Here is a 24,049-nt window from a genome sequence, read left to right as displayed (position 1 = left end):
GGGGCCCCCCCGCCCGGGGGCGGCCCGGCCCCCCGCGCCCGGGGGGGGGGGGGGGCGGGCCCCCGCGACCGGCTCAACCCGAGATGCGCTCGACGATGCGCCGCACCGTCTCCGCGGGCGTGGGCAGCGCGACCATCTCCTCGCGTACCTCCCGGGCCGCGGTGCGCAGCGACTCGTCCCCGACGAGCCGGCGCAGCAGGTCCGCGTCGACCTTGTCCGACGTGCTGACCAGGCCGATGCCGCGCCGGCTGACGGCCTCCCGGGCGGTGTGCTGGAACTGGTCGCGCGGGTCCGGGGCGAGCAGCTGCGGGATGCCGGCGTCGATGGCGGTCATCACCGTGCCACCGCCGCCGTGGTGCACCACTGCGGTGCACGTACGCAGCAGGGTGTGCAGCGGCGTCCAGCCGACCGACCGGACGTTGCGCGGCAGCGTGCCCAGCGGGCTGATGTCGAGGTCGCCGAGGGCGAGCACGAAGTCGGCGTCCACCTCGCCGGCGGCGGCGATGATGGGCTCCACGGCGCCGATGCCGAACGCCTGGAGCTCGATGGTGCCCATGGTGATCGCCACCTCGGGCCGGGCCGGCACCGGCGGCAGCCGGTCGCCGAGGACGGCGCCGCCGCCGTACGGCACCCAGCGCATGAACCAGCCCTCGGGCTCCGCCTCCAGCAGCAGGCTCGGCGGGAACGACTCGATCGTCGCCACCGGCTCGGGCAGGCTGACCTGGTGCTTGCCCATGAGGTCGGTGAGGAAGGAGGCGATCGAGCGGTGCATGCCCCGGGTCCGCCAGGCGCTCTGGTTGCGCTGCACGGCCGGCACCCCGGCGCGGTCGGCGGCCAGCAGCCCGACGGTGGCGCCCTGCTCGTAGACCACCAGGTCGGGCCGGAAGTCGTCGGTCAGGGCGATGGTGCCGTCGACCAGCGGGCGGTTCACCGCCGCGATCTGCACCCCCCACTCCTCCAGGTCGATGGCGGGACGCGTGGCGACGGTCTCGGCGAAGCGCGGGTTGTCCTTCGCCACCTGCTCGAAGACCTTGACCGCGCTGAAGTCGGGCGCCACGTCGACCACCTCCAGGCCGGCGGCGGCGGCCCGGTCGGCGTGCTCGGCGACCGCGATCAGCACGTCGTGGCCGGCCGTGCGGAAGCCCCAGGCGAGCTGGATCAGCGGGAAGAGGTGGCCGATACCGGGGGAGGAGACGAACAGCACGCGCATGTCGGAGCCCTTCTGTTCAGGGTTGCGGCGGGGGTCACCAGCCGGACTTGATCGTTTCGACGACGTGGGACCGGTCGTCCTCGGTGAGCCACCAGCCCACCGGGATGTGGACCACGCGGTCCGCGACCCGGTCGAGCCCGGGCAGGGTGGTACGGGCCGACGCGACGCAGCTGTGCGCGTCGTTGCGGCGTGACACGACGCTGGTGGCGATGCCGGCATCGCGCAGCCGGCGCATGAAGGCGGGGCGGTCGCGGACCTTCAGCGGGTACATCCAGAAGGCGGGCTCCCGGTCGTCGGCGCGCTCGGTCTGCTCGACGCCGTCGAGGCCGGCCAGTTCCTTGTCGTAGAACGCGGCGTTCTCCCGGTGCCGGCGCAGCAGCTCGTCGACCCGTTCCAGGTTGGACAGGCCGATCGCCCCGCCGATCTCGTTGAGGATGAACCGGTAGCCCCACTCGGCGACGTCGTAGTCGCCGGTGATCCGGTCCGACGCCCGCTCGATGCCGAGCCAGCGGCGCAGCCGGAGCCGGTCGTACAGGTCGTCGTCGGGCAGCACGACGAAGCCGCCGCTGCCGGTCGTCAGGATCTTGATGGCGCCGGTGCTGTACACGCAGACGTTGCCGTGCGTGCCCAGCGGCGCGCCCCGGTAGGTGGCGCCCCACGCCTGCGCGCAGTCCTCGACGACCAGCGGGCGGCGGTCGTACCCCGCCGTGGCCCGGTCCACGACGGCGCGCAGCCGGTTGAGGTCCACCGGGTAGCCGAGCCAGTGGACCACCACGATGGCCCGGGTGGCGGGCGAGATCTTCGCGGCCAGGTCGTCGAGGTCCATGTTGAGGGTGGCCGGGTCGACGTCCACCCACCGGATGCGCAGCCCGTTGGCGAGGATGGGCCAGTTCGTGCCCTCGAAGGTCAGCGGCGTGGTGAGCACCTCGCCCGGGCCGTCGTGCTCCGGCTCGTCGGCCCCCGGCCGCGCGGCGAGGCTCAGGGCCAGGTGGAGCCCGGCCGTCCCGCAGTTGACCGAGACCACCCGGGGGTTGCCGAGGCGGCTGCCCACGGCCGCCTCGTACTCGGCGACGGTCGGCCCGTGCTCCAGCCGGCCACTGTTCAGGACGGCGGAGACGCGGGTGCCGACGTCCGGAGACATGGCGACCTTGGACAGCGGGATCATGACGCCCCTCTCGCTAGTTGCCACATGATTCTCAAGTCCCCTAGGAGGGTCGTCAAGGGAGCCCTGTCGATATCGCCCGCCAGGCGTTCTTCCTGATTGCGGAACTTGCAACCGTCGAGGTGAAGGAGTTGAGAAATGTATATCTTCAACGGGTCGCCGGACGCCGCGTCCGGCACCGGGTGCACGGGAGGTCCGGGGTGTCGTCGCTGCATGTCCGGCTCGGGCGCACCGGCCTGCGGGTGAGCCGGGTCGCGATCGGGACCGTCAACTTCGGCGGCCGGGTCGACGAGGCCGACGCCCACCGGCTGCTCGACCACGCCGTCGCGCAGGGGATCAACCTGGTCGACACCGCCGACATCTACGGCTGGCGGGTGCACCGGGGCTGGACCGAGGAGATGATCGGGCGCTGGCTCGCCAAGGACCCGGCCCGCCGGGACGAGGTGGTCCTCGCGACCAAGGTCGGCAACCCGATGGGGGACGGCCCCAACGCCCGGGGCCTGTCGGCCCGACACGTCGTCGCGGCCTGCGAGGCGTCGCTGCGCCGGCTCCAGACCGACACCATCGACCTCTACCAGATGCACCACGTCGACCGGGAGGTCGGCTGGGACGAGATCTGGCAGGCCATGGAGCAGCTCGTCCGGCAGGGCAAGGTCCGCTACGTCGGCTCCTCGAACTTCGCCGGCTGGGACCTGGTGAGCGCCCAGGAGGCCGCGCGCCGGCACCGGCTGCTCGGGCTGGTCAGCGAGCAGTGCGTCTACAACCTGGTCAGCCGGTACGTCGAACTGGAGGTGCTCCCGGCCGCCGCCGCCGAGGGCATCGGGGTGCTCGTCTGGTCACCGCTGCACGGCGGGCTGCTCGGCGGCGTGCTGCGGAAGCTGGCCGACGGCACCGCGGTCAAGTCCGCGCAGGGACGGGCCGCCGAGGCGGTCGAGCACCACCGCGCGACCCTCGCCGCGTACGAGAAGTTCTGCGCCGAGGCCGGCCGGGACCCGGCGGAGGTCGGCATGGCCTGGGTGCTGCACCGGCCGGCGGTGACCGCCGCGGTCGTCGGGCCGCGTACCCCCGAACACCTGGACGGCGCCCTGCGGGCCCTGCACCGGCCGCTGTCCGTGGCCGAGCTCGCCCGGCTCGACGAGCTGTTCCCGCCACTCGGCCGGGGCGGCGCCGCCCCGGACGCCTGGATGTCCTGACCCGACCCGCGCCGACGCGCCCGGGACCCCGACCACGGACGGAGTCGACGATGGCCCACCTCCTGATCGTCAACGTCGCCAGCCACGGCCTGATCCTGCCCACCCTCACCGTGGTCACCGAGCTGGTCCGGCGCGGGCACCGGGTCAGCTACGTCACCGCCGGCGGGTTCGCCGAGCCGGTCCGCGCCGCCGGCGCGACGGTCGTCCCCTACCAGTCGGAGATCATCGACGCGGACGCCGCCGAGGTGTTCGGCTCGGACGACCTCGGCGTCCGCCCCCACCTGATGTACCTGCGCGAGAACGTCTCGGTGCTCCGAGCCACCGCCGCGGCGCTCGACGGCGACGTGCCGGACCTGGTTCTCTACGACGACTTCCCGTTCATCGCCGGGCAGTTGCTGGCCGCCCGCTGGCGGCGGCCGGCCGTCCGGCTCAGCGCGGCGTTCGCGTCGAACGAGCACTACTCGTTCTCCCAGGACATGGTCACCCTGGCCGGCACGATCGACCCGCTCGACCTGCCGGTGTTCCGCGACACCCTGCGGGACCTGCTGGCCGAGCACGGTCTCTCCCGGTCCGTCGTGGAGTGCTGGAACCACGTGGAGGAGCTCAACCTGGTCTTCGTGCCGAAGGCGTTCCAGATCGCCGGCGACACCTTCGACGACCGCTTCGTCTTCGTCGGGCCGTGCTTCGACGACCGGCGGTTCCTCGGCGAGTGGAGCCGCCCGGCCGACGACCTGCCGGTGGTGCTGGTGTCGCTCGGCACCACCTTCAACGACCGGCCCGGCTTCTTCCGCGACTGCGCGCGGGCGTTCGACGGCCAGCCGTGGCACGTGGTGATGACGCTGGGCGGCCAGGTCGACCCCGCGGCTCTCGGCGACCTGCCGCCCAACGTCGAGGCGCACCGCTGGGTCCCGCACGTCAAGGTGCTCGAACAGGCGACTGTCTGCGTGACGCACGGCGGCATGGGCACCCTCATGGAGGCGCTGTACTGGGGGCGCCCGCTGGTGGTCGTGCCGCAGTCCTTCGACGTGCAGCCGATGGCCCGGCGCGTCGACCAGCTCGGCCTCGGCGCGGTGCTGCCCGGAGAGAAGGCCGACGGCGACACGCTGCTCGCCGCCGTCGGGGCCGTCACGGCCGACCCCGCGCTGATCGCCCGGGTCGAGGCCATGCGGGGCCACGTCCACCGGGCCGGCGGCGCGGTCCGGGCCGCCGACGCGGTGGAGGCGCACCTGGCCCGCGCCCGCTGAAACCCCGCCCGCGCATCCACCGGCCGCGCACGGCACCGCCCGGTGGGCGGGGCGGCGGTCGGCGTCGCGGGCGCTCAGCCGGCGGCGGGCACCGGACGCGCGCCCGCGGGGACGGTGCCGTCGCGGAGCTGCGCGGGACGTAGCTGCTCGGTCAGCAGGGTGCGGTACCGCGCGACGAGCGGCTCGCCGGCCGGCCGGGCGCCGAGCCACCCGCCGACCAGCCGGGCCCCCTCGATGTACGTCACCGAGTAGGCCCGCCACAGCGGGTCCGTCAGGAAGGTGGCGATCTGCTCGGCCCGGTCGCGCGGCAGCAGCAGCCACCGGTGCAGGTGCTCCACCGCGTCGTCGATCGACGCCCCCCGGTCGTGCAGCAGGATCGCCGCGTCCTGCCGGGCCGGCATCAGCTCGTTGACGAGCCCCACCATCCGCTCGACGAGTTCGCCCTCGACGGGCACCCCCTCGTCGGCCAGCACCTCGGTGGTCCACCGTCCCCAGCCGGGCCCGAGCAGCGCCGCCGCCGCGTGTTCGGCCGTGCCCTCCGCCACCAGGCACTGCGGGGTGTTGACCAGGGCGATCCGGTGCTCGTCCCAGCCCCGGGCGAGCACCAGGCCGGCCTCCTTGAGGCAGTGCTCGGTGTGATGGCCCGGGTATGCCTCGTGGGTGGCCATCAGCGGCAGTACGGCGATGGTCCGCCCCGCCGTCTCGTTCAGCGTCACCGTCGAGCGGAAGCCGCCGTGGTACCGGTTGAACGCGTTCCACGGCCGGTCGCGTACCACCTCGATGTCGACCCGCTCGGCGTCGGGCAGGCCGAGCAGCGGCCGGGCGCGGGCGCGCAGCGCGTCGGCGACGGCCCGCACGGCGTGGCCCAGCCGCTCCGGCGGCACCACGTTGCGGGCGTAGAACGCCTCGACCTTGTCCATCAGCGGGCCGGTGCCCGGCAGCAGCGCGTCGATGGCGTCGTGGGCGGCGGCGTACCGGTCCGGGTCGCCCAGCCCCACCTCGACGTCGAAGTAGGTCTCCACCTCGGCCAGGAAGCCGATCTGCTCGCCCGCCGCCCGCCGGGCCGCGCACTCCACCGCGGTCAGTTGCGCGGCGAGGAACCGCCGCCGCTCCGCGTCGAGGTCCGCGTCGCCCAGGCGGCGCAGCAGGTCGCGGGCCTGCCCGGCCAGCTCCGCCGGGTCCGGCGCCGGCTCCGCGGCGACCCGCTCGGCGAGGGCCGGGTCACCGAACCAGCAGTCGACGTAGCCCTCGACGAGCCGGCCCATCCGCAGCCCGAGCGCGAGGTAGTCGGCGACCACCGCGTCGGCGGCGGCACCGGTCACCGGTCCACCCCGAGCCGCACGTCGGCGAGGTCGGGCAGGCCGGCGAGCGCCGGCAGGGCGGTCGCGCGCCGCACCCGGGGCCCACGCGGCGCGGCGTCCGTGGCCCGCCGGAACAGCAGGGGTACGACCGCGGCGTCGGCGAGCAGCAGCCGTTCCACCTCCTGCCACCGCGCGATTGCCTCGCGCGGGTCGGCGGCGTCCAGCGCGCGCTCGACCAGCCCGTCGACCCGGGCGTCGCGGTAGCCGCCGGGATTGCCGGGCCCCTCGCCGACCAGCGGTTGCAGGAACACCCGGGCGTTGCCGTAGGCCCAGGGCGCGGTGAACACGGCCACCGCCAGGTCCCACCGGAGGGCGGGCGCGTCGCCCGTGCCGGCGAGCAGGGCCCGGTGGTTGGCGTCGTCGAGCGCGACCAGGCGTACGTCGATGCCGGCGGCGCCGAGGTCGGCCGCCCACGACCGGGCCAGCGCCAGGTCCTCGGCCGTGTCGGGATGCACCGCGGTCAGGGTGAGCCCGTCCGGGTGCCCCGCGGCGGCGAGCCGCTCGCGCGGGTCCGCGTCGGCGTCGGGGGTCGGGTCGGCGAGCGGGTCGGGCTGCCGGTGTCCGTCGTTGCCGGGGGGCACGACGGTGTGCGCGGCGCGGACCTCGGACCACGGGTCGGCGGCCCGGGCGATGCGCACCAGCGCCGCCCGGTCGACCGCCCCGGCGACGACCCGGCGCACCGCGGCGTCGGCGACGGCCGGGTTGGCGGGGTCGCGCAGGTTGAACACCAGGCACGGGTCGAGCCGCTGACCGGGCACCGGGCCGCTCGGCACGCCCCACGGCAGGTCGGCGTCGTCGGCGGCGAGCCGGTCGGTCAGTTCACTCGGTCCGCCCGCGGCGACGCGGAACTCGACGGCGTCGAACCGCTGCTGGCGGATCGGGTCGGTCTCCGCGCGCCACGCCGGGTTCGGCTCCAGCCGGATCGTGCCCCCCGGGCGCCACGACACGACGCGGTACGGGCCGTTGGCGACCAGGTGCTCGTGCAGGTCGACGCTGCCCGGCAGGTGGGCGTCGTACTCCGCCGGCGCCGGGGAGGCGCCGCTCTGGGCCAGCATGTCGACGAAGTCCAGCGCCGGGCGGTCCAGCTCGAAGACCACCGTCTCGTCGTCGACCGCGAACACCCCGGGGATGTCGTGGGCGTCCTGGAAGCCGGCGAGCAGCGCGGCGGTGACCGGGCGGCCGGCGACCGCCGCGGCGTACTCGTCGCAGTACCGGCCCATGCCCCGCAGGGTGCCCCGGAAGTACGCCAGCGCGGGGTGCCGGGTGAGCGGGTTGGCCAGCCGTTTGAAGCCGCGTACGACGTCGTGCGCCGTCACCGGGCGGGGGGTCGGCGTGTCCCAGAGCACCCCGGGGCGCAGGTGCACCACGTAGCTGCGGTGGCTGGCGCCCAGGCCGGCGTTGTAGGTCGACGGGACGTCGGCGGCCAGGTCGGCGACCGGCGCGAGGGCGCGCCAGTCGCCCGGGTCGGGTTCCGGGCGGTAGCTGATCAGCTGCCGGGTGCACAGCCGCAGCAACTGGCGCTCGGCCGGCGACCAGGCGGCCGCCGGGTCCGCCTGGTGGACGGCGGCCGGCCCGAGCAGCCGCAGGGTGCCCCACCGCCGGGTGTCGTTCGTCGTCGGTGCACTGCGCGCCTGCGTCACTTCAGGACATCTCCTCGGCGAGGCGGACCATCGTCCGTACGGTGTGGTCGATCTCTTGCCGGTTGTTGAACAGGTGGGTGGTGATGCGCGCCGCGTAGTGCTGGTGCGGTGAGCCGGGCACGTCGAACTCCGTCCAGCGGGTCCAGATCCGGTGCTCGGTCTCCAGGCGCTTGACGAAGCCGATGAACTTCTTGATATTCCAGGCGTCCTCGGGCCGCCGGAAAGGGTTGAACGCGAGCAGCGGCGAGCGCAGCCGCGGGTCGGCGCCGGGGGAGTACATCGCCTCGGCGCCGAACGCGTCGATGAGCCGGCCGCGGGCGTACTCGGCGAGGTCCATGATGTACGCCTCGATGCGGTCGCGGCCGATGTCGTCCCACAGCTCGAAGGCCCGGGCCAGGGCGGCGCCCCGCGCCAGGTTGGCGCTGCCGGCGCTCTGCAGGAAGTCGCCCATGTTGTAGCTCTCCACGGCGGTGCTGGTCCGCGGCGGCGGGCTGCCCATCATCGGGTACCAGGTCGAGATGAGCGGCCAGAACGTGGGCAGCGGCAGCGGGTTGTGCTCGGCGACGACCTTGTTGCGGACGTAGATCAGGCCGGTGCCCAGCGGGCCGCACTGGAACTTCGACCCGGAGCAGGTGATGAAGTCCGCCCCGGTCGCGCGCAGGTCGATGTCGAGCATGCCGGGGATCAGCGCGCCGTCGATGACGGTGGTCAGCCCGTGCCGGTGCGCAAGCTCGCACAGCCGCCGGATCGGGAACATCGTCCCGGTGAAGAGGGTGATCGCGGCGAACGAGAGCACCTTCGTCCGGGGCGTGATCGCGGCTTCGACCAGCTCGACGATCTCCTCCGCGCGCACCTCGTGGCCGGACGGCGGGGTGACGGTCTTGAGCACCACCCCGAACCGGTTGCGCAGCAGGTTGAAGTTGGACAGCACGGAGTAGCACTCGTGCGTGGTCGTCACCACCTCGTCGCCCTCGCGCAGGTCGAGGCCGTGGATGACCCGGGCGACCCCCTCGGTGGCGTTGTGGCAGATCACGATCTCGTCCCCGTCCACGCCGAACGTCCTGGCGATGGCGTCCCGGTACTCGGTGAACATCGCCGGGCGGTAGACGTCGAGCAGGCCGCCGGTCCACTGCCGGGTCACCCGGTCCACGGTGTCCAGCACCTCGTACGGCATCGCGCCGACCGTCCCCGTGTTGAGGTGCACGGTCGTCGGGTCCAGGGCGAACAGCTCGCGGATGCGGGCCCAGGACGCGGTGCGCAGCGGACTCTGCGCCGGTGACGCCGACACGGTGGCCGGGCCAGGGGACTCCACGGTACGGCTCACGGTGATCCCTTCGTAGCCGACGGCGGGCCCGGAGCTCGGCGGCGTTCCGGGCCGGGAACTGCAATCACTTTCTCAAGCGGATATGGTCAGGACTATCGCGCAAGTTGCGCTCCTGGCCCTCGCGGCACCTGACAGGCACTTGACTCAGGTATAGCATTCGACGCAGTGCAGCGGCAGAGTCCGCCATCACGGGCCGGAGGGGACATGGACAGGTTGCAGTCGGCGCTGGCCCTCTACGAGGAGGCGATGGGCTACACCTACGCGGCGGCCCTGCGGGCCGCCGCCACCATCGGCGTCGCCGACCACCTGGTCGACGGCCCCCGTACGCCCGCCGAGCTCGCCGCCGCGACGGGCACCGACGCGGACGCGCTCCGGCGGGTGCTGCGCCTGCTGGCGGTCCGCGACGTGGTCCGCGAATCCGACGGCCGGTTCGCGCTCACCGACAAGGGCGCGGCGCTGCGGTCGGACTCGCCGGTGCCGGCGCGGGCCGGCATCCTGATGTTCACCGACACGATGTTCTGGACGATGAGCCACCGGGTGGCGAGCGCGCTGGGGCCGGAACGGCCCGCCTTCGCCGACATCTTCGGCAGCTCGCTGGACGCCTACTTCGACGGCGACGCCGAGGTCGAGGCGCTCTACTACGAGGGCATGGAGACGGTCAGCGCGGCGGAACACCTCATCCTCGCCCGCGTCGGCGACTTCCCCGCCACCGGCACCGTGGCGGACGTCGGCGGCGGTCGGGGCGGCTTCCTGCTCACCGTCCTGCGCGAGCACCCCGGCCTGCAGGGCGTGCTGCTGGACCGCGCGGAGGTGGTCGCCCGGCACCGGCTGGACGCCCCGGACGTGGCGGGGCGCTGGAAGGTGGTCGAGGGCGACTTCCTCCGCGAGGTGCCCCACGCCGACGTGCACGTGCTCAAGCGCATCCTGCACAACTGGGGCGACGAGGACAGCGTCCGGATCCTGACGAACTGCCGCCGGGTCATGCCCGCGCACGGCCGGGTGCTCGTGATCGACGCGGTCGTCCCCGAGGGCAACGACGCGCACCAGAGCAAGGAGATGGACTTCATGATGCTCGCCGCGCGCACCGGCCAGGAACGCACCGCCGCCGAGCTGGAACCGCTGTTCACCGCGGCCGGGCTGCGCCTGGACCGGGTCGTCGGCACCTCGTCGGTCATGTCCGTCGCGGTCGGCGTGCCGGCCTGACCCAGGGAAGGGGCGGCAGACCCGTGCCGGACCACGACCACCAGCCTCGCCACGGCGGCACGCTGCGCTACTACGGGCCCGGTGGCCTCGACCACCTGGACCCCGCCGCCGCCTACTACGCCTTCTCCCACCAGGTCATCCGGCTCTTCGCCCGGCAACTGTTCAGCTACCCGACCACCGAGGACGCCGCCGCGCTGGTGCCGGTTCCCGACGTGGCCGCCGAACTGCCCACGGTGGACAACGGCGGGCTCAGCGAGGACGGCCGCACGTACACGATCCGCCTGCGCGACGGGGTCCGGTGGGACACCGACCCGCCCCGGCCGGTGACCGCCGGGGACTTCGTGCGCGGCTTCAAGCGGATGGCCAACCCGGTCGCCGGGGCCGGCGCCATCGCCTACTACACGAGCACCGTCGCCGGCATGGCGGAGTTCGCCGAGGGCTACCGCGCGCGCTTCGCCGGTCGTACGCCCACCGCCGCCGAGTTGGCCGACTACCAGAACAGCCACGAGATCCGCGGCCTGTGGGCCAAGGACGACCGGACCCTGGTGATCGAGCTGCTGCGCCCCGCCAACGACATGCTCAACCTGCTGGCGATGCCGTTCGCCTCCGCCGCCCCGCGGGAGTTCGACGACCTCGTCCCGGACGGTCCGGACTTCGCGCGGCTGGTCCGCTCCAACGGGCCGTACCGCATCACCAGCTATGCCCGGGGCAGCCACCTGACCATGGACCACAACCCCGCCTGGCGGGCCGACGCCGACCCGATCCGCCGCCGCTACGTGGACCGCATCGAGGTCCGGATGGCGAGGGTGAGCGACGAGCGGGTCCGCGCCGAGATCGAGAGCGGGGCGGCCGACCTGTCGTGGGGCGCCGCCGTGGGCAGCCCCCGCCGGCGCGCCACCGACGCCGACCGGAACCTCGGCTGGGCCCTGAACCCCTACCTGGCGTTCAACCTGCACAGCCCCCACGAGCGGGGGGCGCTGCGCAAGCGGGGCGTCCGGCTGGCGATCGCGTACGCCGTGGACAAGGCGCGGCTGGTCCGGTTCTTCGACGACATGGACATCGGCACGGTGACCCGGCCCGCGCACACGGCCATCCCGCCGGGCAACTTCGGCCACCGCGAGTACGACCCGTACCCGACGCCCGGGGACCGGGGCGACCGGGCCCGCTGCCGGGAACTGCTCGCCGAGGCCGGGTACCCCGACGGGCTGCGGCTCACCATGATCTACCGGATCGACGCGGTGCACGGCCAGGTGGCCAAGGCGATCGCCGAGGACCTGGGCGCGGGCGGCGTCGACGTCCGGCTGGTGGAGATCGACCAGACCGACGAGTACTACCGCATCCTCCAGGACCCGGCCCGCGCGGCGGCGGGGGAGTGGGACATCACCCCGGCCGCCTGGATGCCGGACTGGTTCGGCAACAACGGGCGGTCGTACGTCCAGCCCATGTTCCAGTCCAACACCGCCGCCGGCACCGCCAACTACGGCGGCTACCACAACCCGGTCGTCGACGACCTGATCGACCGCGCGCTGTCCGCCCGGACGGAGGCCGAGGCGGAGGAGTTGTGGCACCGGGTCGACCGGCAGGTGCTCCAGGACGTGGCGATCGTGCCGATCCTGGCCTGCGAGCCGACCATCGCGCACCTGACCAGTTCCCGGGTGCGGGGCGCGATCCCGCTGCCGCACGTGGACCGCTGGTACGACGCGGCGAACCTCTGGCTGGACCCGCCCGACTGAATTCGGCCCGCGACTAATAGCAGCCTTGACTGATATAAGCGGCTCTTGTAGTTTTGCCTCGACGGGACTTCGTGATCCAGCTGCCCGAGTTCGCCTGTGACGCGACAGGAGTGAGCATGACTACCAATCCGGCCTTGGCCATCGAGACCCGCGAGCTGGTAAAGGTCTTCGGGCAGACGCGCGCGGTCGACGGACTGGACCTGGTGGTGCGCGCCGGGACGATCCACGGGGTGCTGGGCCCGAACGGGGCCGGTAAGACGACGGCCATCAAGGTGCTCGCCACGCTGATGCGACCGACCTCCGGCACCGCGTCCGTGCTCGGGCACGACGTGGTCCGCGAGGCCGCCGAGGTCCGGCGCCGCATCGGCCTCACCGGCCAGACCATGTCCCTCGACGAGGACCTGACCGGCATGCAGAACCTGATCCTCGCCGGCCGCCTGCAGGGCCTCAGACACGCGTCCGCGGCCGCGCGGGCGGAGCAGCTGATGGAGGCGTTCGACCTCAGCGAGGTCGGCAACCGGCTGGTGAGCACCTTCTCCGGCGGGCAGCGGCGGCGCATCGACGTGGCCGCGAGCATGGTGGTCGCCCCCGAGCTGCTGTTCCTCGACGAGCCGACCACCGGCCTCGACCCGCGCAGCCGCAGCGAGGTCTGGGAGATGATCCGGGGGTTGGTCCGGGAGGGGGGCACCGTCCTGCTGACCACGCAGTACCTCGACGAGGCGGACCACCTCGCCGACGAGCTGACGCTCATCGACCACGGCCGCATCGTGGCCCAGGGCACGCCGCCGGAGCTGAAGGCGAGCCGCGCCGCCGGCGTGCTCGAGGTCCGGCTGCGTGACCCCGAGCGCCGGGCCGACGCGGGCACCCTGCTCGCCGGGGCCGTCGGCGCCTCCGTCGACCTCGACGCCGATCCGGCGCGGCTGTCCGTGCGGGTGACCGATCCCGACCGGGCGGCGCTGGCCCTGGGCGAGCTGGCGCGGGCCGGCATCCATGTCGACGACTTCACGCTCGGCCAGCCCTCGCTGGACACGGTGTTCCTCGCCCTCACCGGTCACTCGACGCTCGACGCCAGCGAAGAAGAGGAAGCAGAGGTACGGGCATGACGACACCCAGCACGGAGGTGCGGCCGCTGCCGGCCGAGATCTTCAGCCGGTCGGTGGCCGGCGCGGAACGGCCACCACGTCCCGGCGCGCTGTTCGCCGTCCGCACGTTCGCCTGGCGGAATCTGATCAAGCTCCGCTACGTGCACGACCACCTGGGCACCGCGGTGGTCTTCCCGATCGTCCTGACGCTGGTCTTCACCTACCTGCTCGGTGGCGCGATCGCCGGGTCGCCCCGGGAATACCTGCAGTTCTTCCTCCCTGGCGTGATCGTCCTGTCGCTGGTGTCGTCGAGCATGATGAGCGCGTTGACGCTCAACCGGGACATCGCGACCGGCATGTTCGACCGGGTTCGCAGCACGCCCATCTGGCAGCCCGCCGTGCTGGTCGGGGCCATGGCCGGCGACGCCGTGCGGTACGCCCTGACGTCGGTCGTGCCGCTGTCGGTGGGCCTGCTACTGGGCTTCCGGGCGGAGGGCGGCCTGTCCGGCGTGGTGCTCGCCCTGCTCTACCTGCAACTGTTCACCTTCAGCGTCAACTGGCTGTGGATGCTGTTCGCGGTGCTGATCCCGCAGCCGGCCGCCGCCGCCGGTGTGGTCAACCTCCTGCAGTTCGTGCTGCTCTTCGGCAGCAACATCCTGGCCCCGTCGCAGACGATGCCGGGTTGGCTGGAGGCGGTGGTGAAGCTGAACCCGGTCACCCACGCCGCGACCGCCACCCGGGGGCTGATGCACGGCACGGTGACCTCGGGCGAGATGGGCGCCGGCCTGCTGGCCTGCGTCATCCTCGTCGCGGTGCTCGCCCCGCCCACCATCTGGCTCTACAGCCGCAAGCAGCGCTGACACCCCTCCCCGACGGCCCCGGTGCCCCCTGCCTCTCCCGGCAGGCGCCCGGGGCCGTCGCGGCGTGTCCCGTTGGGCTCCGCCGTGCGCAACCGGCCGGGCGGAGGCGGCCCCTTCCCAGGCATCGGCGCCGTCCGGGAAGCCGTTACCGGCCGGCGACCACGACGGGTCCGTCCGGGCGGTCGGTGCCCCGGGCGCCGGGCGGGCCGTTCCCTGGCCTTTGCGCCGTCCGGGGAGCCGTTACGGGCCGGCGGACAGACGACGGCCCCGGACGGACTCACGTCCGTCCGGGGCCGCGTCGTGGTCGGTCGAGCAGCTCCCGCCCCGGCTACGAGCGGGAGTGGATCAGCGCGGCCCAGGCCTCGCCGCGCTCCTGCGAGATCCGCATCATCTCGGGGCTCGGCTCGAACTCCTCGGCCGCGTCCTCCGGGACCGGGCCGCCCGGCAGCTCGCCCCGGATGAACATGCCGAGGAAGTCGAGGGCCATCTCCCAGCCGATGCCGACCTCCACGAGCATCTGCTCCGAGGTCGTCGCGTGCTCGAGTTCCAGCAGGGTGCCGTCGCCCTCCTCGCTGAGTCGCAGCTCCACCTCGCTGTCCGGCTTGCCCTCGTACACCCAGCTGATGGTGAGCCGCCGCGGCGGCTCACAGCGCAGGATGTCGCCGCTGGCGTTGCCCTGCAGGGCGAAGTTGCCGCCCTCGCGGAGGTCGCCCTTGGGCTCGATGAACCAGCGGTTGATGCGGTTCGGGTCGGTGCAGGCGCTCCAGACCTCGTCGACGGGCGCGTCGTACCGCTGCCGGATGATGATGCTGCGGGCCTCGCCGGCCGGGATGGTGCGCCGGCCGAGGGCCCGCTCCGTCGCCTGACCTGATGCCACCGGGCCGTTCACTTCTTCGCCCCTTCCTCGTCGATCTTGTTCTGGAACGACTGGAGGATCGTCGGCCAGCCCTTGTCCATGCCGTTGCGGACCCGCTTGGCGTGCTTGGTGCCCATCCGGTCGAAGTGGGTGTGCTCGACGTCCACCCGGGTCTTCTTCTGGCCGTCGGCCACGAAGGTCACGGTGAACTCGCTCGCGTTGTCCGGGTCGATCCGGCCGAAGCCGTTGAGCCGCCAGCCGATGACCAGCGTGTCCGGGGAGTCCACCTTCCGGATCAGGCCGAAGGTGTGCTCCTCGCCCTGCTCGTCGATCTCGTACCAGCGACCGCCCTTCTTGTCGACGCCCAGCGGGGCCCCGACCTTCGTGGTGCGGAAGTTGTTCGGCCACCACTCGGGGAAGCCTTCGAGGAACGTCGTGAAGGCGGTCTTGCGGTCGGCCTTGACAGTGACGCTGTGCCGGACGAACGGGTCGTAGTTCGGGGGCTTCGGCTTCTTCGCGGCGGTGCTCTTGGTGGTCGTGCTCTTCGCGGCCGGTGCGGTCTTCTCCTGAGTCATGTCTCGTCCTCACTGTCGCTGCGCGGCGGATGGGCGGGTCAGACGGGGTCCGCCCATCCTCCTCCATAAGTCGGCACGAACGTAAGTTATAGTTTATACGTAGTCCGGTCAATCGCGCGCGAGCGCCGCGGTTCCCGCCGGGTGTCGCCGTCCCGGGCCCCTCGGCAGGTGTCGCCGGTCAGTCGCCCCACCGCAGGTACGCGGGCGCCGGGCGGCCCGGCAGCAGGCGCAGCGGGGCGTGGTCCAGCCCGAGCACCTCCCGCATCGCGATGTTCTCACCGGGCCACTTCGGATTGTCGAGCTCGTCGAAGGCGACGATGCTGCCCTTGGTGAGGTAGGGCCGGATCGCCTCCAGCACGGCCTTCGTCGGCTCGTAGAGGTCGAGGTCGAAGTACGCCAGCGCGATGACGGTCTGCGGGTTCTCCGCGAGGTAGCGCGGCACCGTCTCCCGGACGTCCCCCTCGACGAGCACGCTGCGCCGCGTCACGTGGCCGAAGAAGTCGCTGCACTCGTGCGCGTCCAGCACCTCCTTCAGGTACGCCGGATAGCCGCCGGGCACGGCGAAGCGGCCCTCGTACGCCGTCGGGCCGACGCGGTCGACGTCGTTGACGTCGGGGAAGCCGGTGAAGGTGTCGAAGCCGACGATGCGCCGCAGCGGGTTGTAGGGCTCGTAGACACCGCGCAGGGCGGCGAAGGTGGCGAGGTGGCGGCCGAACCGGACGCCGAATTCCATGATCACGCCCGGGACGTCGAGGACCTCACGGTAGAGCGCGTCCATGGAGAGCAGGTCGGTCATCTGGTGGCGGCGCAGGAACAGGGGGAGGTTGTTGACCAGTTCCTCCGTCGGGATGGGGGAGTTGGTCAAGAGCTTCGTCAGGCGCTGGGTGGTCTCCGTCTCCTCCGGTGAGTCGTGCACGAACGCACGCAGGCCCTGGCTGTCGCCGCTGTCCATCCGCAGCCTCCACTACCTAGATCACTTTATAGTTTCAAGCGTAGTAGAGGGGGTGTTGTCCACACAACAAGGTCGGCCCGTGCGGATCCGGTTACCAGTGTGCTCGGTCGCCAGCTCAGCAAGGTGGACCATCCTGAGGCGACATCCCGCGTGCTACATATGACTGAAGTGCAAGGTCGCCTCCTCTCAGCTCCGGAAAGGCGAGTGATCGCGGTGCGCGTGTTGTTCTCCAGTCTCGGAACCCATGGCCACACCTATCCCCTGCTGCCACTGGCCACGGCGGCCCGTGCGGCGGGCCACGAAGTCACCTTCGCCACCGGCGAGGCCTTCGCGGGCACCCTGCGGAAGCTGGGCTTCGACCCGGTCGCCACGGGGATGCCTGTCTTCGACGGTTTCCTGGCGGCGCTGCGGATCCGCTTCGACACGGACAGCCCCGAAGGGCTGACCCCCGAGCAGCTCAGCGAGCTGCCGCAGATCGTCTTCGGGCGCGTCATCCCGCAACGCATCTTCGACGAGCTCCAGCCGGTGATCGACCGGGTGCGTCCCGACCTCGTGGTGCAGGGGATCAGCAACTACGCCGCTGGTCTGGCCGCCCGCAAGGCGGGCATCCCGGCCGTCTGCCACGGCGTCGGCCGCGACACGCCGGACGAGCTGACCCGCTCCATCGAGCAGGAGGTGCACGGGTTGGCCCAGCGGCTCGGCGTCGACCTGCCGGCCGGGCGCATCGACGGCTTCGGCAACCCCTTCATCGACATCTTCCCGCCGTCGCTGCAGGAGCCGGACTTCCGGGCCCGTCCGCGCCGCCACGAGCTGCGCCCGGTGCCCTTCACCGGGCAGGGCGACCTCCCGGCCTGGGTGTCCTCGCGCGACACCGCCCGCCCACTGGTCTACCTGACGCTCGGCACGGCCAGCGGCGGCACCGTCGAGGTGCTGCGGGCGGCGATCGACGGGCTTGCCGGCCTCGACGCCGACGTCCTGGTCGCCAGCGGCCCGTCCCTCGATGTCAGCGGCCTGGGCGACGTGCCGGCCAACGTGCGGCTGGAGTCGTGGGTGCCGCAGGCGGCCCTGCTGCCCCACGTCGACCTGGTGGTGCACCACGGAGGCAGCGGCACCACTCTCGGCGCCTTCGGCGTCGGGGTGCCGCAGCTGTCCTTCCCGTGGGCGGGGGACTCGTTCGCCAACGCCCAGGCGGTGGCGCAGGCCGGCGCCGGCGACCACCTGCTGACCGACGACATCAGCCCCGACACGGTGGCGAGCGCCGCGAAGCGCCTGCTGACCGACGAGAGTTACCGGAAGGGGGCTCGGGCCGTGGCGGCCGAGATCGCCGCCATGCCGGGTCCCGACGAGGTCGTCCGCCTGCTGCCGGACTTCGCCGCCCGGAGCGCCGGCTGACCGCTGGCCCGCCGCCGGGGCCGACACCCGTCGGCCCCGGTCGGCGCCCACCAGGGGCGGTGACGGCGGCGCGGGTGACCCCGGGGCCCCTCGCCTCGGCTCATCGCGTCCCCAGGGCGGATGGCCGGCGCGCTGGCGGCACGCCGACGGGTGTGTCCCCTCGCGGTCCTTCGCCCGTGCCCCGGCCGCGCCGCGCGCGGCCACCCGTACCGCTCAGTCCTCGTCGGCGGCCCGGGGGCGCGGCCGGCGCCCGGCCGACCGGCCGGTGCGGTCCTCGGTCGACCGCGCGCGACCGCGCGCGATCTCCGTGCCCAGGGCGTCGAGGCGCTGGTTCCAGAAGCGCCGGTAGCGCTCCAGCCACCGGTCGAGCTCCTGGAGAGGGGCGGGGTCGACCGCGTAGAGCCGCCGGGTGCCCTGCGGGCGGACGGTGGCGAAGCCGTTCTCGCGCAGCACCCGCAGGTGCTGGGAGACACCGGGCTGGGAGATGCCGAACTCGCGCTGCACGACCGCACCGACCTCGCCGGCCGACAGTTCGCCGTCCGCCAGCAGCTCGATGATGCGCCGGCGGACGGGATCGCCCAGGATGTCGAACGCGTGCACGGGTACGACAATATCAGACCGGGGTTATAGAAGCCGCAGGTTCGACCGGTCGGGCCGTCGGTACCGCCCGGGCGACTGACGGACCGGGCGGCCGCGTCGCGAGGGGGAGAGATGTTCGGACCGGAGCACGCCGAGGTGTACGAGGCCGCCTACCGCGCCCGCGGCAAGAGCTGGCACGACGAGGCGACGGACGTGGCCGACAGGATCCTGGCCGCCCGCCCCGACGCCGTCCGGCTGCTCGACGTCGGCTGCGGCACGGGTGCGCACCTCGAGACCTTCGCCGCCCGCTTCCCCCACGTGGAGGGGCTCGAACTGGCCCCGGCGATGCTGGCGCTCGCCCGACACCGGCTGCCCGGGGTGCGCCTGCACGCCGGGGACATGCGGGCGTTCGACCTCGGCGTCACGTTCGACGCGGTGACCTGCCTGTTCACCGCGGTCAACTTCCTCGGCACGGTGGCCGAGATGCGGGCCGCCGTGGCCACGATGTCGACCCACCTGGCACCGGGCGGCATGCTGGTGCTCGAGCCGTGGTGGTTCCCGGAGCGGTTCATCGACGGGTACGTCGGCGGCGACCTGGTGCGCGAGGAGGGCCGCACGGTGGCGCGGGTGTCGCGGTCCACCCGGCAGGGGCGGGTGACCCGGATGGAGGAGCGCTGGCTCGTCGGCGACGCCGCCGGGATCCGGGAGTTCAGCCAGGTCGGCCTGCTCACCATGTTCACCCGCGAGGAGTACGACTCGGCGTTCGCGGCGGCCGGCTGCGAGTCCACGTATGTCGAGGGCTGGTTGACCGGCCGGGGCCTTTTCGTGGCGACGCGCACCGGCGGCTCCGCCACCTCGTCAAAGGGCTGACCGCCCGGGTCGAGCGGCTCGACGGTCGATCTTTACGAGCCAATCGCATTGCCGACGGGACGCTGGCTGCGGCATGACGGCCGTGGCAGTCTCCTGTTCGCAACGATCTATTCGTCAGTTTGTCGAAAATGCTGGAACCGGACGGTCGTCGGCGATCTCGTGAGCCGTTCACGTATTCGTCGGAATATTTCCCGGTTCATTTCCGTGCCTGGCCGGACCGACCCCGACCGCCACCCGCCGGCGGTGACGGCCGACGCACCGGCCCGGCCTACCTGACGACCAGTCCGTCGTCGGCCTGCGCGGTCCACCACGGGTTGCGGCGGGCCCACTCGACGGTCCGGCGCAGGCCGGTCACCAACGGCACGCGGGCCCGCCAGTCCAGCAGCGCGGCGGCCTTGCCGCAGTCCGGAACCCGGCGGGGGATGTCCTGGTAGCGGGCGCCGAGCCCGGCTCCGGTGTCCGCGGTCTGGGCTGCCACCGGCACCCCGGCCACCGTGCCGGCCAGCCGGATCGCCTCGGCGACGGTGGTCTCCACGCTGCTGCCGATGTTGAAACACTCGCCGACGGCGCGCGGGTGGGCGGCGGCCAGCAGGGTCGCCTCGGCCGCCTCGTCGATCCAGGTGAAGCACCGCGTCTGGCGGCCGTCGTCGTACACCACGGGCGGAACGCCCCGCAGCAGGCGGGCGACGGTGCGGCTCAGCACGTAGGCCGGGCGCTGGCGCGGGCCGTAGACGTTGAAGTATCGCAGGACCGTCACCGGCAGGCCCTCCTGCCGGTGGAACGCGAACGCCAGGTGCTCGGCCGCCGCCTTGCTCGTCGAGTACGACCACCGGTCCGTCGCCGTGCTGCCGAGCACCCGGTCGTCGTCCTCCCGCCACGGCACCCGCGGATTACGCCCGTACACCTCGCTCGTGCTGGACACCACGACCCGGGCGCCGGTGCGCAGCGCGGCGCGCAACGCGTTCCGGGTGCCGTCCACGTTGATCTCGACCACGTCCAGCGGCCGGCTGAGGTACCGGTCGACGCCGACGACCGCCGCGAGGTGGTAGACCTCGTCCACCCCGGTGGCGGCAGCCGCCAGCCCGTCGGCGTCCCGGACGTCGCCGCGGACGTGCCGGATCGCGCCCGGCGGGTGCTCCAGGTCGGGCGGCGGGTCGGCGAGGTCGTAGACGACGACCTCGTCACCCCGGCGGACCAGCCGTTCCACGACGTGACTGCCGACGAAGCCGAAGCCGCCGGTGACCAGGGATCTGGGCACTGTTCCTCACCTTCCAACGCCGCGGTAGGCGAAGCCGAACCGGTGCAGCTCGCGGATGCGCGCCGGCGAGAGGTGCATGCGGCCGTCGAAGACCAGGCAGGGCTCGTCCACCCGCTCCGCCAGGGCGCCGAAGTCGAGCTCGTGGAACTGGCGGTGCCCGGCGAGGAAGGCCAGGCAGCCCGCCCCGCTCACCGCCTCGTCCAGGCTCGCCGCCGGTGCGGTGCCGAACCGGGCGACGATCTCGGCGGGGTCGGCCAGCGGGTCGAAGATCCGGACCCGGAAGCCGCTGTCGCGCAGCGCCGCCACGACCCCGCGCACCGGAGTGTTGCGGACGTCCCCGGTGTCGTTCTTGAACGCCGCACCGAGCACGGCGATCGTCGTGTCGGACCGGTCCCGCCCCAGCTTGACCAGCTCGTCGGCGATGACGGCGGCGGTGTGCCGGGGCATGTCGTCGTTGACCGCGCGCGCGGTCTCGACCGTGCGCAGGGGCACGCCGCGGTCCCGGCCGTCCCGCCACGCCATCCACGGGTCCTTCGTCAGGCAGGAGCCGCCGACACCCACCCCCGGCAGCAGCAGGTTCACCATGCTGCTGCCCTTGGGCAGGGTGTTCGCCGCGCCGATGACGTCGAGGACGTCCACCCCCAGCACCGCGCAGTACCGGGCGAGCTCGTTGGCGATCGCCACGTTCGCGTCGATCCACCAGTTGGTCGCGAGCTTGACCACCTCGGCCGCCTCGGCCGACGGCACCTGCCGGACGTCGACGCCGAGCGCGGACCGCCAGAACCGTTCGGCCGCGGCGGCGCTGTGCGGGCCGCACCCGCCCACCACCACCGGCAGCGTCCGCACCTGCGCCAGCGCCACCCCCTCGGCGAGTCGCTCCGGGCAGAAGGCCAGCCCGAAGTCACGTTCGTGCACCAGCCCGCCGCTCTCCAGCAGGGGTGCGACGAGGGTCCGGGTGGTGCCGGGGGAGACCGTCGACTTGAGGATCACCAGTTGCCCGGCGCGCAGCCGCGGGGCGATCTGCTCGCACGCCGCCACGAGCTGGTCGGTGACCATCTCGTGGCCGGCGTCGGTCGGGGTGCCGACCGTCACGATCACCACGTCCGCCGCACCGACCGGGTCGTACGACGTGCTGGCCGTCAGCCGTCCGGTGGCGGCGAGGTCCCGGACGGCGCCGGCCAGGCCGGGTTCGGGCAGCCGGCAGCGGCCCGCCCGCAGGTCCGCGACGGTGCCCGGGTCGCTGTCGACGGCGACCACCTCGGCGCCGCGGCCGGCGAGGGTGACGGCGAGACAGGTGCCGACGTAGCCGGCACCGGCGATGACCACCCTCAGCGGGGACGGTCCGCCCGGGTCGGGAAGGAACGGCATGATGGCCCGGCACCGCCTTCCTGGTCACGACCTCGTGGTCCTGTCGCCGGCACGCGCGCGTGCCCGTGCCGCCGGGTCACGCGATGGCCGCCGCGGCCAGCGCGGTGCGGCCGGCCGACCAGGCCGGGCCCGACCGGCCCACCGGGCCGGACAGCCGCGTGAAGGTCTCGACGAGCCGGCACACCGGGCCGAGGGCCAGCGCCGGCGGGTCGGTCGGCCGCGGCGGCGCGGTGGCGACCGGGGCGGCCGCGCAGCCGTCCTGGGGCAGCACCAGCTCGGCGGTGCCGACCAGGTGGCTGGTGGGCTCCTCGTCCACCAGGGCCCGGGTCAGCGTGCTGTCGCCCCGGACCAGCACGACCCGGGCCTGGTACGTGCCCGGGCGCGCCACCACCGGGACCTGCGCGCCGTCGGGCGCCACCGCCCACGCGGTCGGCGCGTCCGCGGCCTCCCCGTCAGCCCGCAGGCCGACCAGCACCAGGTCGCCGGGCTCGCTGTCGGGCACGTGCAGCACCATCCGGGGCCGGGTGGCCTCCGTGACGGCGTTGCGCAGCCAGCCCGCCAGGACGTGGCAGGGCCGGCCGGCCAGCAGCCGGGACATCTGCCGGAAGTGCCCCGGCGACGTGCCGACCAGCCGGGAGAACTGGGTGGTGAAGGTCCCCGCGCTCGTGTAGCCGACGTGGCCGCTGATCGCGGTCACCGTCAGGCCGGAGTGCAGCAGCATCCGGCGGGCCTCCGCCATCCGCAGCGCGGCGAGGAAGCGGGCCGGGGTCATCGTGGTCACGTCACGGAACAGCCGGTGGAAGTGGAACGGGCTGAAGGGAACCACCCGGGCCAGGTCGGCCAGCTGCAGCGGCTCCGACAGATGCCGGCGCATGTAGTCGATGGCCCGCGCCGCAGCCGCCTCCCGGGACTGCTCCATCGTGCTCCGGGCAACGCCAGACGTCGATTTCACATCAGCTCCCTGTGGCAGTGGATCGGGCACCGCAGAGGAGTCTGCGTAGTCCTCCTTGACGATTTCTTGAACGCCTCGGCAACCGGCTGGGGGCGCCATTGGCGGGTCAGCCGAGCAAGTTGGGAGAAGTGGATCCGATGAACGCCGTGAAACATGGGTCCGTAGCGGTACGGCGATCCGGGGCTCCCTCGGAGCTGGATTTCGACGAACCATTTCGTCAACTGTCGTCTGATTTCACCGCGTCCCACCTGCGGGAGGAGTGCGGCATGCCCGCCAATTGGCGAACCATTCGTCAATACGTCCTGACGCCGGGGATGGCCCAGACCACCTTCGCGACCCGGGGCTTCCGCGCCCGGGACGAGCCGACCCGTGAGCGGCTCGAGTCGATCGGCGCCCACTTCCTCACCGGCTACGGGCACGCCGTCGGCGCCCGCGGCCCGGACGAGGCGGCCGTGGCGCTGGAGACCGTCGAGCCGGAGCTGCGCGGGTTCGCGTACGAGGGTGCGGCGATGGGCCTCGCCGTCCTGGACGGGCTGACCGGTGGCCGCCGCGTCGCCCGCTTCCTGGCCGGGCCGGCCGCCCGGCACGTCTACATGGTCCATGTCGGGGTGGGCTGGGCGATGGCCCGCCTGCCCCGCTGGCGTCGGCACGCCATCCAACCCGCCGACCGGCTGCTGGGCTGGCTCGCCCTCGACGGCTACGGATTCCACCAGGCGTACTTCCACACCCGGCGGTACGTGCGGTCGCACCGGCGCGACGAGGTGCTGCCCTGGCCCGGCGACCCGATCGGGCGGTGGACCGGGCGCGTCGTGGACCAGGGCATCGGGCGCGCGCTGTGGTTCGTCGAGGGCGGCGACACCGACCGGATCGCCGACACGGTCGACGGGTTCCCGCCGGACCGGCACGAGGACCTGTACAGCGGGGTGGCGCTGGCCGCCACGTACGCCGGCGGGGCACCACCCGAGGACCTGCGGCGGCTGCGCGAGCGCAGCGGCGCGTACGCCCCGGCGATGGCCCAGGGCAGCGCCTTCGCGGCGGAGGCCCGGGAGCGCGCCGGACTGACCACCGCGCACACCGCAGTCGCCACCGACGTCTTCTGCGGCGCGCCACCGGCCGAGGCGGCGGCGGTCACCCAGGCCGCGCTGGCCGACCTCGACCGGGACGGGCCGGAGCCGGCCTACCTGGTGTGGCGGCAGCGGATCGCCAAGCAGTTCGTGACGCTGGGGAGGTGCTGA

The 24,049-nt window shown here is 73.3% G+C and carries 21 protein-coding genes; 9 read left to right on the top strand and 12 right to left on the bottom strand.

The genetic code is table 11. The features are described 5' to 3' along the window. Positions 1 to 73 precede the first annotated feature (73 nt). Positions 74 to 1,210: a nucleotide disphospho-sugar-binding domain-containing protein gene (locus tag ABZ793_RS29795; protein WP_357463042.1), complete on the bottom strand. Its 1,137-nt coding sequence runs from the start codon at positions 1,208 to 1,210 to the stop codon at positions 74 to 76. Between the two features lie 34 nt (positions 1,211 to 1,244). Continuing rightward, on the bottom strand, positions 1,245 to 2,375 hold the full coding sequence (locus ABZ793_RS29790) for a DegT/DnrJ/EryC1/StrS family aminotransferase (RefSeq protein ID WP_357463040.1): 1,131 nt from the start codon (positions 2,373 to 2,375) through the stop codon (positions 1,245 to 1,247). Positions 2,376 to 2,572: 197 nt separating this feature from the next. Between ABZ793_RS29790 and ABZ793_RS29785 the strand changes: the two genes are divergently transcribed. Continuing rightward, entirely contained in the window at positions 2,573 to 3,565 is a 993-nt protein-coding gene (locus ABZ793_RS29785) for an aldo/keto reductase (protein ID WP_357463037.1), read from the top strand. A 50-nt stretch (positions 3,566 to 3,615) separates the two neighbouring features. After that, positions 3,616 to 4,809: a macrolide family glycosyltransferase gene (locus tag ABZ793_RS29780; protein WP_357463034.1), complete on the top strand. Its 1,194-nt coding sequence runs from the start codon at positions 3,616 to 3,618 to the stop codon at positions 4,807 to 4,809. A 74-nt stretch (positions 4,810 to 4,883) separates the two neighbouring features. Here the strand turns inward: ABZ793_RS29780 and ABZ793_RS29775 are convergent, their stop codons facing one another. The 3 genes from ABZ793_RS29775 to ABZ793_RS29765 are packed head-to-tail and all read right to left on the bottom strand — an operon-like array spanning position 4,884 to position 9,134. Next, positions 4,884 to 6,074 carry a DUF885 domain-containing protein gene (locus ABZ793_RS29775; RefSeq protein ID WP_357463057.1) on the bottom strand — a complete coding sequence of 397 codons (1,191 nt, stop codon included), beginning with the start codon at positions 6,072 to 6,074 and terminating at the stop codon, positions 4,884 to 4,886. A 53-nt stretch (positions 6,075 to 6,127) separates the two neighbouring features. Continuing rightward, on the bottom strand, positions 6,128 to 7,810 hold the full coding sequence (locus ABZ793_RS29770; protein ID WP_357463031.1) for an ABC transporter substrate-binding protein: 1,683 nt from the start codon (positions 7,808 to 7,810) through the stop codon (positions 6,128 to 6,130). Between the two features lies 1 nt (position 7,811). Continuing rightward, the gene (locus tag ABZ793_RS29765) at positions 7,812 to 9,134 is read right to left on the bottom strand and encodes an aminotransferase class V-fold PLP-dependent enzyme (RefSeq protein WP_357463028.1); all 1,323 of its coding nucleotides are present in this window, start codon (positions 9,132 to 9,134) and stop codon (positions 7,812 to 7,814) included. A 204-nt stretch (positions 9,135 to 9,338) separates the two neighbouring features. Here ABZ793_RS29765 and ABZ793_RS29760 point away from each other — a divergent pair, with 204 nt between their 5' ends. From ABZ793_RS29760 to ABZ793_RS29745, 4 genes are all read left to right on the top strand, one after another. After that, on the top strand, positions 9,339 to 10,337 hold the full coding sequence (locus tag ABZ793_RS29760) for a methyltransferase (RefSeq protein WP_357463025.1): 999 nt from the start codon (positions 9,339 to 9,341) through the stop codon (positions 10,335 to 10,337). Positions 10,338 to 10,360: 23 nt separating this feature from the next. Beyond that, positions 10,361 to 12,070 carry an ABC transporter substrate-binding protein gene (locus tag ABZ793_RS29755; protein WP_357463022.1) on the top strand — a complete coding sequence of 570 codons (1,710 nt, stop codon included), beginning with the start codon at positions 10,361 to 10,363 and terminating at the stop codon, positions 12,068 to 12,070. A 116-nt stretch (positions 12,071 to 12,186) separates the two neighbouring features. Beyond that, positions 12,187 to 13,173 (top strand): ATP-binding cassette domain-containing protein, encoded by a 987-nt coding sequence (locus ABZ793_RS29750; RefSeq protein WP_357463019.1) that lies wholly within the window; start codon positions 12,187 to 12,189, stop codon positions 13,171 to 13,173. Next, positions 13,170 to 14,012, top strand: coding sequence for an ABC transporter permease (locus ABZ793_RS29745; RefSeq protein WP_357463016.1), 843 nt, complete (start codon positions 13,170 to 13,172; stop codon positions 14,010 to 14,012). The genes ABZ793_RS29750 and ABZ793_RS29745 overlap by 4 nt, the downstream gene beginning before the upstream one ends. A gap of 328 nt (positions 14,013 to 14,340) precedes the next feature. On the opposite strand, the gene ABZ793_RS29740 is transcribed toward ABZ793_RS29745, so the two are convergent. The 3 genes from ABZ793_RS29740 to ABZ793_RS29730 all read right to left on the bottom strand — a co-directional run bounded on the left by ABZ793_RS29740 (position 14,341) and on the right by ABZ793_RS29730 (position 16,395). Beyond that, positions 14,341 to 14,889: an SRPBCC family protein gene (locus ABZ793_RS29740; RefSeq protein WP_357463013.1), complete on the bottom strand. Its 549-nt coding sequence runs from the start codon at positions 14,887 to 14,889 to the stop codon at positions 14,341 to 14,343. An 8-nt stretch (positions 14,890 to 14,897) separates the two neighbouring features. Continuing rightward, complete coding sequence (locus ABZ793_RS29735; RefSeq protein ID WP_357463010.1) at positions 14,898 to 15,443, bottom strand: SRPBCC family protein; 546 nt, start codon at positions 15,441 to 15,443, stop codon at positions 14,898 to 14,900. Positions 15,444 to 15,621: 178 nt separating this feature from the next. Then, positions 15,622 to 16,395: a class I SAM-dependent methyltransferase gene (locus ABZ793_RS29730; RefSeq protein ID WP_357463008.1), complete on the bottom strand. Its 774-nt coding sequence runs from the start codon at positions 16,393 to 16,395 to the stop codon at positions 15,622 to 15,624. A gap of 204 nt (positions 16,396 to 16,599) precedes the next feature. Here ABZ793_RS29730 and ABZ793_RS29725 point away from each other — a divergent pair, with 204 nt between their 5' ends. Next, on the top strand, positions 16,600 to 17,787 hold the full coding sequence (locus ABZ793_RS29725) for a glycosyltransferase (protein ID WP_357463006.1): 1,188 nt from the start codon (positions 16,600 to 16,602) through the stop codon (positions 17,785 to 17,787). Positions 17,788 to 18,000: 213 nt separating this feature from the next. Here ABZ793_RS29725 and ABZ793_RS29720 read toward each other — a convergent pair whose 3' ends face one another. Further along, positions 18,001 to 18,387, bottom strand: a complete 387-nt coding sequence (locus ABZ793_RS29720) for a metalloregulator ArsR/SmtB family transcription factor (protein ID WP_357463003.1) — start codon at positions 18,385 to 18,387, stop codon at positions 18,001 to 18,003. Between the two features lie 111 nt (positions 18,388 to 18,498). Here ABZ793_RS29720 and ABZ793_RS29715 point away from each other — a divergent pair, with 111 nt between their 5' ends. Beyond that, complete coding sequence (locus ABZ793_RS29715) at positions 18,499 to 19,236, top strand: class I SAM-dependent methyltransferase (protein WP_357463000.1); 738 nt, start codon at positions 18,499 to 18,501, stop codon at positions 19,234 to 19,236. A gap of 268 nt (positions 19,237 to 19,504) precedes the next feature. Here ABZ793_RS29715 and ABZ793_RS29710 read toward each other — a convergent pair whose 3' ends face one another. The 3 genes from ABZ793_RS29710 to ABZ793_RS29700 form a co-directional block, all read right to left on the bottom strand. Beyond that, positions 19,505 to 20,494 carry an NAD-dependent epimerase/dehydratase family protein gene (locus ABZ793_RS29710; RefSeq protein ID WP_357462997.1) on the bottom strand — a complete coding sequence of 330 codons (990 nt, stop codon included), beginning with the start codon at positions 20,492 to 20,494 and terminating at the stop codon, positions 19,505 to 19,507. Positions 20,495 to 20,500: 6 nt separating this feature from the next. Then, a complete protein-coding gene (locus tag ABZ793_RS29705) occupies positions 20,501 to 21,820 on the bottom strand; it encodes a nucleotide sugar dehydrogenase (protein WP_357463054.1) in 1,320 nt (439 codons plus the stop codon). Positions 21,821 to 21,938: 118 nt separating this feature from the next. Then, a complete protein-coding gene (locus ABZ793_RS29700) occupies positions 21,939 to 22,781 on the bottom strand; it encodes an AraC family transcriptional regulator (RefSeq protein WP_357463051.1) in 843 nt (280 codons plus the stop codon). 299 nt (positions 22,782 to 23,080) lie between these two features. Between ABZ793_RS29700 and ABZ793_RS29695 the strand changes: the two genes are divergently transcribed. After that, positions 23,081 to 24,049: a DUF1702 family protein gene (locus tag ABZ793_RS29695; RefSeq protein ID WP_357462994.1), complete on the top strand. Its 969-nt coding sequence runs from the start codon at positions 23,081 to 23,083 to the stop codon at positions 24,047 to 24,049.

Source organism: Micromonospora sp. NPDC047465, from assembly GCF_040643125.1.
Lineage (GTDB): Bacteria > Actinomycetota > Actinomycetes > Mycobacteriales > Micromonosporaceae > Micromonospora.
This window is presented reverse-complemented; position numbering and strand designations above follow the sequence as displayed.